Genomic DNA, 15,128 nt, shown 5'->3' on the forward strand with positions numbered 1-15,128 from the left:
CCTTCCTTAGCATAATATTGCCATGACAACCAAATTATTAGCGCGGGACATCGGACTTGAGCCCGGATTTACCTTCCGGATCCAGAAATGTCCGCTGACCCATGATTACTATGTACACAGCCATGATTTCTCTGAGCTGGTCGTCATTCTGTCGGGAAGCGCCGTGCATATCATCGAGGGGAGAGAGTATCCGGTTACGGCCGGCCAGGTGTTTCTGATTCACAGCGGTGTTTCCCATGGCTACAAGAATGTCGAGGATATTCAGTATGTGAACGTGATGTTTCAGCCCGAGGAGCTGCTGCAGCAGTCTGAACTCAGGCTGCTGCCCGGATTTCAGGCCTTATTCTACATCGAGCCCTTTTACCGCCAGGAAATGTATTTCAGGGGCATGCTCTCGCTGGATGCCGGGCAGCTGCTCGAGGCTATACGGCTGCTCGATCTGATTCTGATTGAGCATGAGCGCCGGGAGGACGGCTACCGGCTGATGGTCCGCACCTATTTTACCGCACTGGTAGGCATGCTCTCCCGTTATTATCAGAACAGCAGCGGCCGCGAGGACAACAAGGCGCTACGGATCGGTGAGGCGGTTACCTACATTGAGGAGCATTTCCTTCAGCCGGTTACCCTGCAATCCATGGCAGATATGGCTTATATGTCAACCCGCCAGTTTCTGAGGGTCTTTACCCGGAACTACAAAACCACGCCCATGGACTATGTCATCCGCAAGCGGCTGGACTATTCCTGCACACTGCTGCGGAATCCGGACCTTCCGGTATCCCGTGTGGCCATGGACAGCGGCTTTCATGACCAGAACTATTACGCCCGCCAGTTCCGCAAATTATATAACTGTACACCAACCGAATACCGTGAACGGATTAGCGGCTCCGGGGAGCACGGATAATCACTCCCTGCTCTCTCCTGCGGCTGCAGCTGCTTCATCCCGCTGGTGCAGCCGCCGCCGGTAAGCTACCGGGGTCATGCCGAATCTTGCACTGAACAGCCGGGTCAGATAATTGGCATCGCGGATGCCGATCCGTTCGGCAATATCGGAGACGCTGAGCACCGTGCCGCCAAGCAGCTTCTTGGCTTCTTCGAGCCGCCGCTGCAGCACGTACTGCAGCGGCGTTGTGCCGATATGCTGCTTCATACACCGCGTAATATAATCCGCCTGAAAATGCAGCTCCTCCTGCAGACCCGTCACCTGAAACGGCTCCTTCCAATGCCGGTCGAGATAAGCTGCTGCCGCCCGGGCCAGCCGGACCGCCGGCTCCGGCAGCGCTGTGCGGGCGCATTCCGCCTGCAGCGCAGCCATTAGCTCAGCCAGGAGAACGTGGAGCCGAAGGGCATTTTCGGCGTTCAGCCGGCTGTGAATCTCGTTCATCTCATCCAGAATCGGCTCCAGCGATTCTACGTCTACTGCAGCAAATTTCGGCATATACAGCCGCTGCTGCGCAGAGGGCTCCTCATCCTCGACCGTTCCTTTGGCCAGAAGCGCAGACCAGGGGATATCCTCCTGCCGGATATAGGCCGGCTCCCCTTCATGAATGAAGTGCACCCAGTAAATCTCCGTATCCTCTTCACAGACCCGGTAGCCCTCGTGCGGCAGCCCTGCCTCAAGCACCAGCAGCCTGCCCGGACCGATCGCATATTCCTTCCCATGTTCAGCCATATACAGCGTTCCCCGCTTGACCAGCAGCAGATCATATACCCCGAAGGTACGGGCAAAATGCCGGTCACCCGGCGACCAGACGGCCAGCCCCACCGTGACGAATTTCGGCAGCGGCGGGATCGTGAATTCCAGACAGAGCACCTTATCCCCTCCTGTATTGAAGTCGGTTTTGTGCTAGTTCAAGTCTATAATATCACTGGTAGCGCTTGCAGAAAAGAGGTACATTGACTGGGAATCGCTTTATATCCAAATTCTATAAGGGGCTGTTCATCCATGCGTTTCCGTCAGGTTCATCTCGACTTTCATACCTCTGAGGCCATTCCAGGTATAGGAAAAGATTTCTCCAGAGCCCAGTTCCAGTCCATGCTGCGCGCCGGCCATGTCGATTCCATTACTGTGTTCTCCAAATGCCATCACGGCTGGGCCTACCATCCCAGTGAAGCCAATGAGATCCATCCGCAGCTTGACTTCGATCTGCTTGGGGAAATGATTGAGGCTGCCCACGAAATCGGCGTCCGCACACCGGTCTATTTATCTGCCGGCCTTGACGAAAAGCTGGCCCGCCGCCATCCCGAGTGGCTGATCCGCGACGCGGAGGACCGCACGCGCTGGGTGAAGGATTTCATGACGCCGGGCTACCACGAATTCTGCCTGGGCACGCCATATCTGGATATTCTGCTGGCCCAGCTTCATGAGGTGGTCAGCCGTTATGATGCAGACGGCATCTTCCTCGACATCGTCGGTGCCCGCAAATGCCGCTGCCAGTACTGCGTAGCTGCCCTGCTTGCAGAGGGCAAGGACCCGCGTGACGAAGACGCCGTCGTCCGTCTGGGCGAGCAGACTTACCTCAACTATGCGCGCCGCGTCCGTGAGACCATCGATGCCGTGAAGCCCGGCCTGCCGGTCTATCACAACAACGGCCATCAGCAGCGGGGCCGGCGTGACCTCGTCCATGTCAACACCCACCTTGAGCTGGAATCGCTCCCGACCGGGGGCTGGGGCTACGACCATTTCCCGCTGTCCGCCCGTTATGCCCAGCCGCTCGGGCTGGAATTTCTCGGCATGACCGGCAAATTCCATACCTCCTGGGGGGAATTCGGCGGCTACAAGCATCCGAACGCGCTGCGCTATGAAGCCGCGCTCAGCCTCGCCCACGGTGCCAAATGCTCCATCGGCGACCAGCTTCACCCGTCCGGCCTGATGGATGAAGCCACTTATGCCCTGATCGGCGCCGGTTACGCCGAGGTCGAGGCGAAGGAGCCATGGTGCAGCGGCGTTACCTCCGTCGCCGACATCGCCGTCCTGTCCCTGGAGGCGGCGCGCGAAGCCTGCCCCGGGGGGCAGGCGCTGAAGGGAGCGCGCAATCTGGCCGATGCCGGAGCCGTGCGTATCCTGACCGAAGGCCACTATCTGTATGACATTGTTGATACAGATAGTGACTGGTCAGCCTACAAGGTGCTGGTGCTGCCGGATGAGGTGCCGGTGTGGCCGGAGCTGGCGTCAGCCATTGCCGCCTTTACCGCCGCAGGCGGCAAGGTGCTTGCCACCGGCAGGTCCGGCCTGAACCCGGCCGGGGATGCTTTTGCGCTGGAGCTGGGAGTGAGCTGGCTGGGAACGAACACGTACCGCCCGTCCTATTTCCATCCGCACTTCACTCCCGGTGCGCTGCAGCAAGCTTCCTTTGTCATGTACGGCGAGGGTCAGCTGGTGGAGCTGAGCGGCGGGAACGCCCTGGGCCATCTGGAGAACCCGTATTTTAACCGCGATGTTTTCACCTTTTGCTCGCATCAGCACACACCGGGAGCCCGGGAGGACAACGGGCCGGCCATGGTCGAAAGCGGCAGCGGGATCTACATCGCCTGGGACGTATTCAGCGAATATGCCGACGGCGGCCATCTCATTCTGAAGGAGATGGTGCTTCATGCGCTGTCCCGGCTGCTCCCGCAGCCTGTCCTCAGCACCAGCCTCCCGGCGCGGGGCATCACCACCCTGCAGTATCAGCAGGCTGAGCGCCGCTACGTGAACCATCTTCTCTATGCGGCTCCGGCACTGAAGGGCCGCATCGAGGTAATCGAGGACATCGTGCCGCTGCGTGATGTCTCCGTCAGCCTGCGGCTCCCGTCTGCTGCAGCCGTCAAGCGGGTCTACCTGGCTCCGGCGATGAGTGAGCTGCCGTTCACGGCAGACCAGGACGGCGGAATTACGTACACTGTCCCGCATCTTGAGAATCACCAGATGGCTGTGATTGAGCTGGCTTAGAGGCTTTTCGCAGAAGACGCGGCATAGGCTTCCCTTCATAAAAAAGCAGCAGCCCCAGACGATTGCCTTAGTCTGGGGCTGGCTACTGCTCTCACTTACTATATTTTTCTCAATTTCAACAAGGGATGAACTCCCATCCGCATTTAGTTGGATTTTCGCCACTTCATTCGGACATTCTGCAGAATTCTCGACCATTAAGTGGAAAAACGCCACCTAAATTAGGTTATTTCTCGCTTCAGAGGCATTTTCGGCGATATTAAGTGTCTTTTTTTCACCTAGTTTCCCGATAGCGGCGCTCACCGTAAAATTAGATAGCAAATTTCAACTTAGCTTGATGAGCAATATCTGTATTACCTGTAATACCCGCAGAACAACACCTGCAGCACAATACTTGCATAATCATTGCCGGGGAACCGGCCGGATGATCTGCCTTTTTTCCACACATTCACTCTATACGAACGCTCTGTCCTCATCCCCTTAATAAATCGTCGGCACCATTCCCCCGTCCATCCGGACAGCCGAACCTCTGAACGCCGCTCCATAAGGGCTGCAGATAAAAGCCGCCAGCTTCCCGATCTCAGCCGGTCTGATAAAGCGCTGAAGCTCCGATTGAGGCAGGTTCCCCGCCATAAATCTCTTTTCTTTTTCCTCGAAGGGGATATTGTCAGCGGCGTAGATTCCCTCAATGATCTGCTGCACATTTTCAGACAGTGTCGGTCCCGGCATGATCGTGTTGACGGTCACTTCAGTTCCTGCGGTTAATCTGGACAAGCTTCTGGAAAGGGAGAGCAACGCCGATTTGGTCACTGCATACTGCGGCATCTGGCCTGAAGGCATGACTGCCTCCTCACTCGCAATAAAGATTACGCGGCCATTGTTATTTTCCAGCATCCTTGGCAGATAGAATCTGCATAATGCGTTAGCGGCGAGCACATTCGTACGGAAATACTTTTCCCAGATCTCATCGGTTGCGTCGGCATAGCCCATGATTTCATAGATGCCCATATTGTTCACCAGAATGTCCACCTGCGGGTATTGTTCATACAAGGCTTCTCTCTGTGCAATATCTGTAAGGTCTCCAGCAGCAGCCTGCGGAGCAGTGGCAGGAAAGACCCGGCGGATCTCATCAACAATCCGTTCAGCTTCCTCCCGGTTTCTGCTGTTAACCAGTACATGCACTCCTTCTCCCGCCAGCTCCATGGCAATGGCTTTGCCGATCCCCTTCGTTGATCCTGTTACTAAGGCCGTTTTTCCCTGCAAACTCATATCCATAGCGCATGTCTCCCCTTGATGTCATTCAGAACCTCAAGCATAACCTTGCGTTCCGTCAGGGATTATCATACTTTACCGGGACTGCCGGGTAACTAGCCTGCCCTGCCAATTTACTTGCAGTACACGCCATCTTCCTGCTGAACTGTATGCTCCAGACGCCAGCGGGCCGGTGTAGCCCCTTCCCATACCCTGAATGCGCGGTAAAAAGAATTCTGATCCTCATAGCCGACCAGACAGGCGACTTCCTTAATTTCGAGCGAGAGATCCGCCAGAAACTCCCTGGCCTGCTCATGCCTGGCTTGCGTCAGCAGCGCCTTGAAGCTTGTCCCTTCCTCCCTCAGCCGCCGCTGCAGCGTCCGGTCACTCATGTTGAGCTCCCGGGCCACAGCCTGGATGTCATAATGTCCGCCCATGAGGCTCCGCCTGATGATCCATTTTACTGTATCTGAAACAGAAGGACTGCCTTGCTGTTCATTCAATGTCCGGTCCAGGGCAGGTGTCAGTATCTCAAGCAGCTCTTCATTATAGGTGGTGAAAGGAAGGTCCAGGTCGCTGCGCCTCAGAGTGAGCCGGTTCCTTCCTGTTCCGGTCTGAACAGGACACCCAAAATAAGCCTCCAGTGCAGTTACATCAGCAGCCGGATGTGAAAACTCTACTGCTCGGGCTTTTATAGCCTGTCCCGTCCCCCTCCGGCCCAGCTCCAGCAGATAAGCCAGTGTAACCCCGATCAGAATCTGCGGGACGGGCACCTGTGAATGCTGCCACTCCAGCCCGATAATACAGTCTGCACCTTCCTCCGCAATATGCAGCCTCTCGGGCGGGCACATTTGTTTATATCTGGCCATGCGGTGAAGCGCATCGCGGTAATCACGGGCATGATAGGTAGCCAGCACATCCGGCGGATAGTGTACCGTTTCAAAAGACGTTACAAGTCCGGTAATCCCCTCCGCAATATCCGGAGTCAGCTCTTCAAAAGCCTGCCAGACCGCAAAGTACTTTGCAGCACTAACCTTGGGCTCTTTAATTATAGTAAGCGGAAGCCGGGCTTGCCGGGCTATCTCTGCGGGGGCAATTCCTAATTGCTGTACCCCGGACCAGAAGCCAAACGGGAATTTTATATATTCTGCGGAATTTAGCATCATACGGGATTCTCCTTATACAGCATTGCTATGCGGGCTTTTACACACAAGCATACTCTTTAACCTGTTCTAAAGTCTAACTTTGCCGGACCTTTTCCATACTTGTACCGGTTTATGATATTCTCTATAAATTACTGCTTGCCTTAATGTGTACATTAACCCTTAAGCTTTATAAAGCAAGCCGCCAGGTATACCTGATGTAAGCCAGAAAGGAGGATAAGGAGCATGGCATTTTCTATAAAAGAAGCCTCTGACCGCCTGGGCTGCCCTGCCCACAAAATCCGCTATTACGAAAAAGAGGGGCTGCTTCCTTATATTCAAAGGGATCAGCACGGAAACCGGATATTTGAGCAGGAGCACCTGGACTGGATGAGGCTGATGACCTGCTTCCGGGCAACCGGGATGAAGGTGTCTACCTTGAAGCAGATGGTCCGGCTTGCACTGGACGGCGATTCAACAATTCCGCAGCGAAAAGCAATTCTGAACAAGTACAGGGAGGATTTGCAGCGGCGGCAGCAGGAGCTTGCCGAAGCCCTTGAAGCCGTGGACAACAAGCTGGTCATTTATGCGGAGATTGAACAGGGAAGGCTTCCTTCCGAGAGCAAGCTTCTGGACCAGATGGACAGCATCAGCAAACAAGTATAAAGAATGGGGAGAAATCAGCATATGAAGCACAAAAAATTGGGAAACAGCGGAATTACCGTTTCAGCAGTGGGACTTGGAGTTATGGGCATGTCACCCGGCATGTACGGGGAAACCAATGATGCGGAGTCTATTAAGACCATTCAGCATGCACTTGATATCGGGGTCACACTGTTTGACACAGCAGATGTATACGGAAACGGGCACAACGAGGAGCTGCTTGGAGCAGCAGTCAAGGACCGCCGGGATCAGGCGATTATCGCTACCAAATTCGGCTATACCCCTAACTATGAAAGTCTGAACGGTCACCCTGATTATGTGAAAAAAGCCGTTGAGGCCAGCTTGCGCCGCTTAAATACCGACTATATCGATCTCTGCTACCAGCACAGGGTAGATCCTGATGTACCCATTGAGGAGACTGTAGGAGCCATGGCTGATCTTGTAAAAGAGGGCAAAATCCGCAGCCTCGGCCTGTCAGAGGCCTCAGCCTCCACGCTCCGCCGTGCGCATGCCGTGCATCCCATCTCTGCACTGCAGAGCGAATATTCCCTGTGGAGCCGGGACATTGAGGATGAGGTTCTTCCCGCGGCCAGAGAGCTCGGCATTACCCATTTAGCCTACAGCCCGCTAAGCAGAGGCTTCATCTCCGGCGAAATCCGGCAATTTGATGACCTGGATGCCGGCGATCTGCGCAGATACATGCCCCGGTTCCAGGGGGATAATTTCATAAAGAATGTAGAGATTGTAGATAAAATCACTGAAATTGCAGCTCAGAAAAACTGTACGCCTTCACAGCTGGCCATCGCCTGGACCATTGCAAAGGGTGCGCTGCCGATCCCCGGAACGAAGCGGATCAAATATCTGGAGGAGAATGCAAAGGCCGCGGCCATTGAACTCACAGCAGATGAGCTGGCCCGCATTGAACAGGTAAGCCCCAAAGACGGGGTCCACGGAACCCGCTATATGAAAGAGCTGATGTCACAGCTGAACGGCTGAGCTGCAGCTGTCCTATAAATCAGCAATCAGGGAGGCTGTACAGCTTGTTATAGCTGCACAGCCTCCCTTTCCTCATGCGGCATCCCCCTTCAGGCAATTCTCGCTATTTACTCCTCCTGCACAAAGTTCAGTACCCGCTCGTCCACAGCCGCAGACTCCCCGAGGTCAGGCACATCTGTGAGCACAATTTCCCGGTCTCCGGGCGGACCGTGCAGCTCCAGCAGAACAATTTCGTTACGTCCTTTGCGGAGCAGGGGACCCGGTACATACAAAGTGTGCTGCGGGCCGGCCTTCCAGTACCTTCCAAGGTTAAAGCCGTTGATCCAGGCTATTCCTTTATTCCAGCCGTCAAACCGCAGGAAGGTATCCGCCACAGCCTCCGCCTCGAAGGTTCCCCGGTAAAAGGCCGGACGCTCTTCGAGCGAAATTGCCGGTTCTTCTGAACTGACCTCATAATCCACCTGTTCCAGCACAGCCGGCTCCATCGGCAGCGTATAAATACTCCAGTTCGATTGGAACTGGTTATCGATCAGCACTCCTTCAGTAATGCCTTTAGGGTCCCGGAGCCACGGCCCATAGTTGACCCGCCCCATATTCTCAACCAGAATATCCAGCCTTGCCCCTTCGGGAGGAATATTCAGCTCGAGCGGCAGCGGATTCCACCTCTCCACTACACCGAGCAGCTTGCCGTCCAGAAAAACCTGGGCACGGTCATGAACCTCGCGCAGATGCAGCTTTTGACCGGTCCTTGGTCCTTTAATCCTTGTGGAATACAGGATCAGGCCATATGCCTGATCCTGCTGCTCCATCGGCTGGACCGTGACCGATTGGGTGCGGCTGTCGGCCAGGGTATCCAGCTGCTTCAGCAGGTCCGCCGTTTCAGCCAGCTTTACCCGTCCATAAGCCAGTTTCGGAAGCGGCTCCGGCAGCGGGCAGCCTGCAGCGATGCCGTGCTTCCCGAGTACCTGCCGGATCGCCTTGTATTTATCCGTAATGTCGCCCCATTCGGTCAGCGGCGCATCGTAATCATAGCTGGTTACGGTCGGTTCATATCCTTCGCCATGGTTGGCTCCGCTATAGAAGCCGAAATTGGTTCCGCCATGGAACATATAGAGATTCACCGAAGAGCCCTGCTCCAGCATTTCATCCAGTACCCGGGCAACATCCCCGGCTTCCCGGACATGATGGGGCTGCATCCAGTGGTCAAACCAGCCCAGCCAATATTCCATCACCATCAGCGGCTCATCCTGCCGGTACTCCCGGTATTTGCCGAAAGATTCCTCTACCCGGGACCCAAAGTTGACGGTTGCGTGCAGCCCTTCAACAGTGCCGCCAATCAGCATCTCATCGGTAGGTCCATCTGATGTAAACAGCAAGCAGTCTACCCCGCGCGAGATCAGCCCGTCGCGCACATATTTCAGATAAGCTGTATCATTCCCGTAACTCCCGTATTCGTTCTCCACCTGCACAGCCACAACAGGCCCGCCGTTCGTGCAGAGCAGAGGCACTAGCAGCGGAATCAGCACATCGTAATACCGGTCCACCTTCTCCAGATATCCAGCGTCCATGCAGCGCAGCCCCATCCCCGATTTCAACAGCCATGCCGGAAGCCCTCCAAATTCCCATTCCGCACAAATATACGGACTAGGACGGACAATGACATGCAATCCGAGCGCTCCCGCTGTTTTAATAAAACCGGCGACATCTGCCATTCCGTCAAACCGGAAGCTCCCTTCCGCCGGTTCATGAAAATTCCAGGGGATATAGGTCTCTACCGTATTGAAGCCGCATGCTTTCAGCTTCAGCAGCCGGTCCTCCCAATACTCCGGAACAATGCGGAAATAATGCATTGCCCCGGACAAAATCCGGTGCTCCCGGCCATCCAGCAGGTATTTCTGATCCTTCCATTCCAATCGGCTCAAGCTCGCCGCCCCCATTCTCCTGTAAGAACAAGAAAGCTCCGGAGCGGCCGGCAGGCGGTCCCCGAAGCTCTTTTGTTCTCCGTTTATCACTAATATAAGCTACTTGTTTTCCTTTTCATTGATAATTTTGGTTGCTTCGTCTACCATCCAATTCTGCACATCATCAATGGATTCATCGCTGAGCATGAATTTACTGAATCCGTCATTGATGACCTTCGTCAATTCTGAAGTAGAAACGGTAATTACACTGGAAGCGTCCAGGTACTGGATTTCATCGCCGAACAGTGTATTTTGCAGGGACTCGACGTCGTACAGCTCCCTGTCCTCACCGATCAGACGGTCCAGCACGACTTGATTGTCTGCCTTCTTCCAGCCGGAGAATTCCAGTCTGGATTCCGAGTCCGCTGTTGTCATATAACGCATCAGCTTGAAGGATGCTTCCTTATGCTTAGTAGTTGAGCCCATGACGACCTGGGTGCCGCTGGTAAAATATTTACCGCCTTCATAATCCTTCGGTTCAGCATTTGCCGGAGGCAGCGGAACCGGTGCGAATGCCGTAGTGAAGCTGTGCGGATATTGCTCCTGATTGCCCGGGTCCGGAATGGTCCAGCTGCCCGTCAGCACCATAGCAGCTTCTTCATTAAAGAACTCGGTCCGGTAATTCAGCTTGGCAGCCAGCACATCAGCGTAAGGCTTGGCCGACTGATCGGCAGTCTCCATATCTTTCCGGAGCTGGAAAAAGTATTTATAGGTCGGGTCTGCTAAAATCGTGGTGCCGTCGTCATAGCGGAACGGGTCCTTCATTACCGTCTGCGCCGGGGCGTTCATGTACAGCTCCCAGGTATGAAAGTATGTTCCGTAGCGCTTGTCTACCCCCTCGCCTTTGTTCAGCTTCTTGGCGTAATCGCGGTAGTCATCCCAGGTCCAGCCATAGGTCGGCACCGGCAATCCGGCTTCGTCCAGAGCATCCTTGTTGAGAAGGACATAGTTGAAGCTTGAAGTAAGCTGCATGCCGTAGTACTGGTCATCAATTTTTGGATTGACATAATACTCTTCCTCGGGAACAAGGCTGTTCTGTTCATACAATTCATTAAGCGGTGACAGGGCTCCTCTTGTGGCCCGTTCATATACTGCACCCAGGTTCGGCAGTGCAACTACGTCTACAGCTTCACCAGAAGAGATCAGAAAGTCCAGCTTCTTCAGCATTTCAACAGAGTCTCCCGGAACCAGCACCACATGCTCTACCTTGATTTCCGGATTCTGCTTCATAAAGTCTGCAAGCATGGCGTCCGTGCCCGCCGTTTGCGCTTCATTATCCCAGTTATAGTACTTGATGGTTACCGGCTCCGATGCGCTGCCCGGGTTACCGGCCGAGCCGCCGTTTGAGGCCTCCTCCGAGCCCGCTGAATTGCCCCCGCACCCGCTGACTGCAATGGCGCCGGTCAGTAATAAGGCCAGCGCTGCCGCTGCTCTGCGTTTTGACACTTGTTTCATCCTGTTTTCCCCCTTGACCGTAAATGGATGATGCTCCTCTTTGCTACCTTAGTATATCGGGCTGCCCGGACAGCCAAGTGTATAATTTTGAGGTGCAACGGGGAGATTTTTTACCTTCTTCGGACACCGCCCTGCAGGGTCTAGCCTTTGACTCCGCCCAGGGCAATCCCGTTAATGACCTGCTTCTGCATGACAATAAAGACAGCCAGCAGCGGAATGATTGCCGACAGGGCAGCCATCATCATGATGGCGTAGTTGTTTGTGTAGTCGTCGCGGAAAAGCGTAATCCCCAGCGGAATGGTATACAGCTTCTTGCTCATCAGGAAAATCAGCGGGTTCTGGTAATCATTCCAGGTCCAGATGAATTTAATAATGGCTACGGTAGCAAGCACCGGTTTGCACAGCGGAATCATAATAGAAGCAAATGTGCGCAGATGTCCTGCCCCGTCAATCCGTGCAGCCTCAATATATTCATCACTGATGTCCATCATAAATTGACGGAGCAGAAAGGTAAAATAAATCGAGAACATGCTCATCAGGATAATGGCCGCATGGGTATCGTACAATCCGAGCCAGCGGATAATCAGAAACCGCGGAATCAGCGTTGCCTGGTCAGGAATAATCATAAAGGACAGCAGCGCCAGAAAAATCAGATTTCTGCCCTTGAAATGCAGCTTCGTCAGCCCGTAAGCAGACATTGAGGAGATAATAAGGGTGAGCAGCGTCGTAATGACAGCTACCTTCAAAGAATTGAAGTAGAAATCATAAAACGGCACCCGGCCCATCCACACCGCTTTGAAATTGTAAATGACATTGATATTATCGGGAATCCACTGGATCGGAAAACGCATAACATCCTTTTCAAATTTAAAGGCTGCCGAGACCATCCAGATCAGCGGGACCAGAAAGACTATGGACACAATCCCCATCACAAGGGTCAGAACCGATTTCGAGATATTTTTGCTTATGATTTGCATGCTTAATCCCTCCCTTATCCTAAGCTTGTTCGTTCCGCAGCTTCCAGGTCGCAACCGTAATCACACCGATAATTGCGAACAGAAGCCAGGAAATAGCCGAAGCATAGCCCATATCATAGTTGGTGAAGCCTTCTTCATAAATGCGGTAGACCAGCACTGTCGATGAATTGTTCGGTCCGCCCTCGGTCAGGTAGGAGATAATATCGAATACCTTGAAGGAGCCGATCAGCATCGTAATAAGCAGGAAAAAGGTAGTCGGGCGCAGCAGCGGAACCGTAATCCGCAGAAATTTCCTGACCGGCGTCGCACCGTCAATATCAGCCGCTTCATAAATTTCACTGGATATGTTAGTCAGGCCAGCCGTGTAGATAATGATTGTATATCCCAGGCTCGCCCAGGTGCTGATAATGGCGATGGACAATAACGAGGTGCTTGGATCAACCAGCCATTTTGGCGGCGAATCAATGCCTAGCTGCATCAGCACCTGGTTAACCGGTCCCAGCGACGGATGCAGCAGCGCGCTCCATACAGCCGCAATGGCAATAATCGATGAGATGTACGGAATAAAGAAGACAACTTTGAAATAGCTCTTTAAAAAAACACTGTTATTGATAATAACAGCCAGCACCAGTGCTACAGCGATGGGAACAGGCACCGTCATCACAGTGTAGAGCAGGTTATTCTTCAGCGCTTCAATGACGGCAGGGTCCCGGAACAGCTCGGCGTAATTCCCCAGCCCGATCCATTCGATGCCGGACACGCCGGACAGCATATCCCATTTGGAAAAGCTCAGATACAGTGAGAAACCAAGCGCGAACACATTCAATAGCAGCATGCCGATAATTTCAGGGGTCAGAAACAGCCAGCCGACCAGCGCTTCCTTCCGCTTCGGCGTCCAGAATTTTTTGTCCGCGGTCCGGCTTTGGCCGGTCAGTGCGGCTTTTTTTACAGCTTCCACTTCGATCACCTCTAACATGATTTGTTGAAATAATCATACGGGAAGGACCCCGATTTCAAAGGCCGGATTCTGACCGGTAACAGGTAAGATTTTGACCTTTTTGACAGGGGCTTAATCGGGAAGGCGGACATAAAAACAGCCGCGCATATATGCGCGGCACGGTCATACGGAGGCGAGGCTGGAACTGAAGCATTCAGGGTGTCCGCCGGAGCTGCTTCTTCTGTTTGTAATCGCTCGGGGTCACTCCGATATATTTTTTGAAAACCTTGGAAAAGTAGGCCCTGTCGGAATAGCCAAGGCCCATCGCCAGCATTTCCAGCGTCTGGCTTGAGCTTTTCAGCATATTGGCCGCAATTCTCATTTTGTACTGATGCACATAATCGGTGAAGCTTAGACCCGTCAGGCGCTTGAAATACCGGGAGAAATAGCTTGGATTCAGGTACAGATACTGCGCAATATCAATAGAAGTAATATTCTCTGTCAGATGCTGGTCGATGAACGCCTGAATAACCTGAAGCCTCGGCTCATTTGCAGGTACAGGCGCAGAATACGTCCCCTGCTCTCTTACAAGCTGCTCCATCCGTCCAAAGGCAAGCCCCAGCGTGTCCTCAGCTGTTCTTGCTTCACCGAGATAGTAATAAATATCTTCATCCGGCTTCCGGCACGCGAACAGCACCTCCGCACCGCGCATCAGCTGGATCAGCTCACCAATCCACTCGCCAGGCTCTGTCCTGCGGCTTAGCGCCTCCTGTCCGAACTGCTCCAGTACCAGCCGGATAGCCTCAACCTCCTTCTCAAGGATAGCCTTCTCCAGCTTATTGCGGAACGGATCGGCAAATCCTTGAGGTGCCGGATAGAACATGTTCTCCAGCAGCTGGCTGCAGGGAGCCATAACAAGCTGCTCCGTGCTGTAGAACTCGGGCCTGCCTAATCTGAGCTGCTGATAGACCGCTCCGGCAGCCTGAAGCGCCAGCCGGTCCGACACCGCAACAATCTGCAGGGTCAGCTTGAGGTAAGCCGAGCTCTGGGCAATCAGCTCCTCCAGATAGGAGTGGAAGTACGCCGCATCGTTACCGGCCAGATTATGACGGTAATTGTACAGGATCATGAACTGCTCCTGTTCGATGAACGGGGTAATCCCTTCGTAGGACTCCGCAATTTCCAGCGCAATATTGTAAACCGCATAACGGATAAGCGGCAGATTGCTCCGGTTGTAAAAAGGTTCATAGGCACAGTAGCGGAGATTAACGATGCCCATCATAAACCAGGGATAGCTCCAGGATATTCCCAGCCGGGCGGCATGCGGACGGACCCGCTCCAGATCTGCACCATCCATGATCATCTGCAGAAGCGCCCGTCTCAGCAGCCCCCCGTTATTCGGCATGCTCTCCAGCTGGCTTCCTGCAATACCTGATTTCAGGCGGGAAACTGATTTGCGCAGACTTGCCTCCAGCTGCTCTGCAGACAGCTTGTCCTTAAGCAGATAGTCATCAGCATCCAGCCTGACCGCGGCCTGGGCGTAGTGAAAATCCTCATGACAGGTCAGGAAGATGATCCTCACATCAGGCTTCATTGCCGTAAACTCTGCAGCCAGCTCAATTCCGGATTTCTTGGGCAGCCCAATATCTGTAATGACGATATCAGGCTGCGTCTCCCTGAACATGTGGAGCGCCTTGGCGCTGGAATACGTGCTTCCGGCTACATGCAGGTCCAATTCCTCCCAGTCAATCATCTGCTGCAGCACCTTCAGCATTGGAATATCGTCGTCGATCAGCATGACTCTGTGCATAATGTTAACCT

Annotated in this window: 12 protein-coding genes; 4 read left to right on the plus strand and 8 right to left on the minus strand. The window is 53.8% G+C overall.

The window, feature by feature from the left end; genetic code table 11:
- Positions 1 to 22 precede the first annotated feature (22 nt).
- Positions 23 to 901 carry an AraC family transcriptional regulator gene (locus NST84_RS23760; RefSeq protein ID WP_342562583.1) on the plus strand — a complete coding sequence of 293 codons (879 nt, stop codon included), beginning with the start codon at positions 23 to 25 and terminating at the stop codon, positions 899 to 901.
- Here NST84_RS23760 and NST84_RS23765 read toward each other — a convergent pair whose 3' ends face one another.
- Entirely contained in the window at positions 902 to 1,810 is a 909-nt protein-coding gene (locus NST84_RS23765) for an AraC family transcriptional regulator (protein WP_342562584.1), read from the minus strand.
- A gap of 132 nt (positions 1,811 to 1,942) precedes the next feature.
- On the opposite strand from NST84_RS23765, the gene NST84_RS23770 reads away from it, so the two are divergent.
- Positions 1,943 to 3,928, plus strand: coding sequence for an alpha-amylase family protein (locus NST84_RS23770; RefSeq protein ID WP_342562585.1), 1,986 nt, complete (start codon positions 1,943 to 1,945; stop codon positions 3,926 to 3,928).
- Between the two features lie 477 nt (positions 3,929 to 4,405).
- On the opposite strand, the gene NST84_RS23775 is transcribed toward NST84_RS23770, so the two are convergent.
- Positions 4,406 to 5,200 (minus strand): SDR family NAD(P)-dependent oxidoreductase, encoded by a 795-nt coding sequence (locus NST84_RS23775; RefSeq protein WP_342562586.1) that lies wholly within the window; start codon positions 5,198 to 5,200, stop codon positions 4,406 to 4,408.
- 110 nt (positions 5,201 to 5,310) lie between these two features.
- Positions 5,311 to 6,342 (minus strand): helix-turn-helix domain-containing protein, encoded by a 1,032-nt coding sequence (locus NST84_RS23780; RefSeq protein WP_342562587.1) that lies wholly within the window; start codon positions 6,340 to 6,342, stop codon positions 5,311 to 5,313.
- A 222-nt stretch (positions 6,343 to 6,564) separates the two neighbouring features.
- Here NST84_RS23780 and NST84_RS23785 point away from each other — a divergent pair, with 222 nt between their 5' ends.
- Entirely contained in the window at positions 6,565 to 6,984 is a 420-nt protein-coding gene (locus NST84_RS23785; protein WP_342562588.1) for a MerR family transcriptional regulator, read from the plus strand.
- 21 nt (positions 6,985 to 7,005) lie between these two features.
- Positions 7,006 to 7,977, plus strand: coding sequence for an aldo/keto reductase (locus NST84_RS23790; RefSeq protein WP_342562589.1), 972 nt, complete (start codon positions 7,006 to 7,008; stop codon positions 7,975 to 7,977).
- A gap of 107 nt (positions 7,978 to 8,084) precedes the next feature.
- Here the strand turns inward: NST84_RS23790 and NST84_RS23795 are convergent, their stop codons facing one another.
- The 5 genes from NST84_RS23795 to NST84_RS23815 all read right to left on the minus strand — a co-directional run bounded on the left by NST84_RS23795 (position 8,085) and on the right by NST84_RS23815 (position 15,117).
- The gene (locus NST84_RS23795; protein WP_342562590.1) at positions 8,085 to 9,914 is read right to left on the minus strand and encodes a glycoside hydrolase family 35 protein; all 1,830 of its coding nucleotides are present in this window, start codon (positions 9,912 to 9,914) and stop codon (positions 8,085 to 8,087) included.
- Between the two features lie 84 nt (positions 9,915 to 9,998).
- Entirely contained in the window at positions 9,999 to 11,393 is a 1,395-nt protein-coding gene (locus NST84_RS23800; protein ID WP_342562591.1) for an extracellular solute-binding protein, read from the minus strand.
- Between the two features lie 140 nt (positions 11,394 to 11,533).
- Positions 11,534 to 12,370, minus strand: a complete 837-nt coding sequence (locus tag NST84_RS23805; protein ID WP_342562592.1) for a carbohydrate ABC transporter permease — start codon at positions 12,368 to 12,370, stop codon at positions 11,534 to 11,536.
- A gap of 19 nt (positions 12,371 to 12,389) precedes the next feature.
- Positions 12,390 to 13,328: a sugar ABC transporter permease gene (locus NST84_RS23810; RefSeq protein ID WP_342566508.1), complete on the minus strand. Its 939-nt coding sequence runs from the start codon at positions 13,326 to 13,328 to the stop codon at positions 12,390 to 12,392.
- Positions 13,329 to 13,521: 193 nt separating this feature from the next.
- Complete coding sequence (locus NST84_RS23815) at positions 13,522 to 15,117, minus strand: response regulator (RefSeq protein WP_342562593.1); 1,596 nt, start codon at positions 15,115 to 15,117, stop codon at positions 13,522 to 13,524.
- Between the last annotated feature and the right edge of the window lie 11 nt (positions 15,118 to 15,128).

Source organism: Paenibacillus sp. FSL R7-0345 (assembly GCF_038595055.1).
Lineage (GTDB): Bacteria > Bacillota > Bacilli > Paenibacillales > Paenibacillaceae > Paenibacillus_AQ.

What these genes read in the sequence shown, in the direction of transcription:
- NST84_RS23780 (WP_342562587.1), bottom strand. Translation starts at nt 6,342, where the DNA reads ATGATGCTAAATTCCGCAGAATATATAAAATTCCCGTTTGGCTTCTGG.
- NST84_RS23785 (WP_342562588.1), top strand. Translation starts at nt 6,565, where the DNA reads ATGGCATTTTCTATAAAAGAAGCCTCTGACCGCCTGGGCTGCCCTGCC.
- NST84_RS23800 (WP_342562591.1), bottom strand. Translation starts at nt 11,393, where the DNA reads ATGAAACAAGTGTCAAAACGCAGAGCAGCGGCAGCGCTGGCCTTATTA.
- NST84_RS23790 (WP_342562589.1), top strand. Translation starts at nt 7,006, where the DNA reads ATGAAGCACAAAAAATTGGGAAACAGCGGAATTACCGTTTCAGCAGTG.
- NST84_RS23805 (WP_342562592.1), bottom strand. Translation starts at nt 12,370, where the DNA reads ATGCAAATCATAAGCAAAAATATCTCGAAATCGGTTCTGACCCTTGTG.
- NST84_RS23760 (WP_342562583.1), top strand. Translation starts at nt 23, where the DNA reads ATGACAACCAAATTATTAGCGCGGGACATCGGACTTGAGCCCGGATTT.
- NST84_RS23815 (WP_342562593.1), bottom strand. Translation starts at nt 15,117, where the DNA reads ATGCACAGAGTCATGCTGATCGACGACGATATTCCAATGCTGAAGGTG.
- NST84_RS23770 (WP_342562585.1), top strand. Translation starts at nt 1,943, where the DNA reads ATGCGTTTCCGTCAGGTTCATCTCGACTTTCATACCTCTGAGGCCATT.
- NST84_RS23775 (WP_342562586.1), bottom strand. Translation starts at nt 5,200, where the DNA reads ATGGATATGAGTTTGCAGGGAAAAACGGCCTTAGTAACAGGATCAACG.
- NST84_RS23795 (WP_342562590.1), bottom strand. Translation starts at nt 9,914, where the DNA reads ATGGGGGCGGCGAGCTTGAGCCGATTGGAATGGAAGGATCAGAAATAC.